Raw genomic sequence first — 2,205 nt, 5'->3', positions numbered from 1 at the left:
CCCGCGCCCTCGACGCCTACCCGTCGCTGCGGCCGCTGCTGGAGCGCCGGGCCGGCACGCTCTCCGGGGGTGAGCAGCGGATGCTGGCCCTGTGCCGGGCGTTGTCGGCACGCGCGCGCGTGGTGCTCGTCGACGAGCCCGTCCAGGGCATGTCGCCGGCGGTCGCGGCCCGTACGTACGCGCTGCTGGCCGCGCTCGACGCGTGCGTGGTCGTCGCCGAGCAGCGGCTGCCGCCCGCCCTGCACGGCCGCCCCGCCTTCGTGTACGTACTGCGCCGGGGCGCGGTGGTGTTCGCCGGGGAGACCGGCGAACTCGGCCGGTCCGCTTCCGCCCGGCGGCCGTAGGGCCCCGGGCGGAGGAAGGCGGCTCAGACGTCGAGGCGCTGTCCGGGCACGATCACGTCGGGATCCCCGCCGATGACGGACCTGTTGGCCTCGTACAGGCGCTGCCAGGTCGTGCCGTACCGCGCGGCGATCCCGCTCAGCGTGTCGCCCGCGCGGACGGTGTGGCCGCCGCGGGACGTGTTCCGGTCCGTGTGCCCGGAGGGTGTCGAAGTCCTGGCCGGCTCCGACGACTTCGACTGCTCCGACGGGGTCCGCCGCGTGGTCACCGGGTCCGCGGCGGGTGCGCTCCCGGACGCCCCCGCGCGTGCCGAGCAGGTGGGCCAGGCGCCCCAGCCCTGGGCGCGCTGCACCTTCGTGGCGACCGCGATCTGCTGGGCCCTGGTGGCCCGGTCGGCCGTCGGCGCGTAGGCCGTGCCGCCGTAGGCGCGCCAGGTGGCGCCGGAGAACTGCAGTCCGCCGTAGTAGCCGTTGCCGGTGTTGATGTGCCAGTCGCCGCCGCTCTCGCACTGTGCGATGCGGTCCCACACCTCGCCGTCCGCCGCCGTGGCGTTCCCGGTCGCGGCGAGCAGTCCGAGGGGCGCGAGCAGGGCCGCGCCGGCCAGGACGGCCGTCGTACGGGTCTTGCGGAGGTGGTCGCGGGTGTTATCGGCACATTCGGACATGTAGGTCCTTCCCGAAGGACTCGGGGTCCCCGGGGCGGAGTGCCGCCCGCCGCGTCATGGGACGCGTGGGCCGCGCTCGCCCCGTCCGCCTTCGGGTCGTGCGGTGGTGCCGTGCGGTGCGGTCGGCGGACGTACCCGAGCGGTGCTCGCTGCACACGGCGGAGGAATCTAAGGAACCCCCGGCACCGGGATCAACCAACGCCCCGTCGTGCCAGGCCAGTTGCCGCTTACCTCGGGTAGCGTCGATTTTCGGCCACCCACTTCATTCCCCGATTTCAGGATTTGTCGACCAGCGGACAGCGCACCCTGTGAGCCACCTCACCTTCTCAACGACATTACGGCAACGGGCAGTTGACGATGAGTGGCCGATTCCGCGCCGAGCGTGACCGTGCGCGCTGGATGGTTCGATTCCGTTCGCCCTGGGGCGTGACTACCGCCACAGATCGCCCGTTGTCTTCTTCATGAGCCGGGGACCCACCCGGACCACGGGCCGGGAGCCACCCGGCCTCGCCACGCACCGCATCCCGAGGGAGCCACCCGTGCCGCGCATGCTCGACGTCAGCGACGAGGTACGCGCCGAGATCGGCGACGAAGAAGCAGCCCGCCTGCTCGCCGGAGAGTCCGCCCCGGGCAGTTACGACTGCACCTCCTGCCGCACCCCGGGCGACCCGGAACAGGAGCGCACCAGCACCGTCCTGTTCATCGGGGACGAGACCGCCGTCCTCGCCTTCGCCCACGCCGGCTGCCTGCCCTCGCAGGTCGTCCAGGTCACCGAGGAGCAGCTCCAGGGGGCCGTGCGGGCCATCGGCGGCGACACCGGGGAACCGGCGTCCGCGCAGGCCGCCCCCGAACAGGCCGTGCTCGGAGTGACCAGCGGACTGGTCCTGATCGCCGGGGAGTTGCACCCGGCGCTGGTCGTGGAGCCGACCGCGCCGGTCGCGCGGCCCGGTTCGCCCGGGGCCGGCGACGACTTCCTGCCGCTCCTCATCGAGCAGGGGTTCATGCCGCTGACCGAGCTGTCGGCCGTACCGCCGGCGCTGCACGGCTGGTCGGTCCTGCTCGCCGCGGGGCAGCTGCACGCCGTGCTCCAGCCGAACCCGGCCGGCGGCCGTCCGGTCGCCTGGTGGCAGGCGCACCAGCCGCTCCAGGTCACCGACGGCTGGCGGTCGGCCGCCAACAAGCACCAGCAGGTGCTGATG

Annotated in this window: 3 protein-coding genes; 2 read left to right on the top strand and 1 reads right to left on the bottom strand. The window is 73.7% G+C overall.

The genetic code is table 11. The annotated features are described in order from the left end of the window. Positions 1–344, top strand: a 344-nt coding sequence (locus B7767_RS40415; RefSeq protein ID WP_143652933.1) for an ATP-binding cassette domain-containing protein, incomplete at its 5' end; no start/stop codon positions are given. 23 nt (positions 345–367) lie between these two features. On the opposite strand, the gene B7767_RS40410 is transcribed toward B7767_RS40415, so the two are convergent. Further along, on the bottom strand, positions 368–1,006 hold the full coding sequence (locus B7767_RS40410; protein ID WP_085576260.1) for a transglycosylase family protein: 639 nt from the start codon (positions 1,004–1,006) through the stop codon (positions 368–370). 539 nt (positions 1,007–1,545) lie between these two features. Between B7767_RS40410 and B7767_RS40405 the strand changes: the two genes are divergently transcribed. Beyond that, a partial coding sequence (locus B7767_RS40405; RefSeq protein WP_085576259.1) for a hypothetical protein occupies positions 1,546–2,205 on the top strand: 660 nt, incomplete at its 3' end.

The sequence above is a fragment of the Streptomyces sp. 13-12-16 genome (assembly GCF_002114215.1).
Classification (GTDB): domain Bacteria; phylum Actinomycetota; class Actinomycetes; order Streptomycetales; family Streptomycetaceae; genus Streptomyces.
This window is presented reverse-complemented; position numbering and strand designations above follow the sequence as displayed.

What these genes read in the sequence shown, in the direction of transcription:
- B7767_RS40410 (WP_085576260.1), bottom strand. Translation starts at nt 1,006, where the DNA reads ATGTCCGAATGTGCCGATAACACCCGCGACCACCTCCGCAAGACCCGT.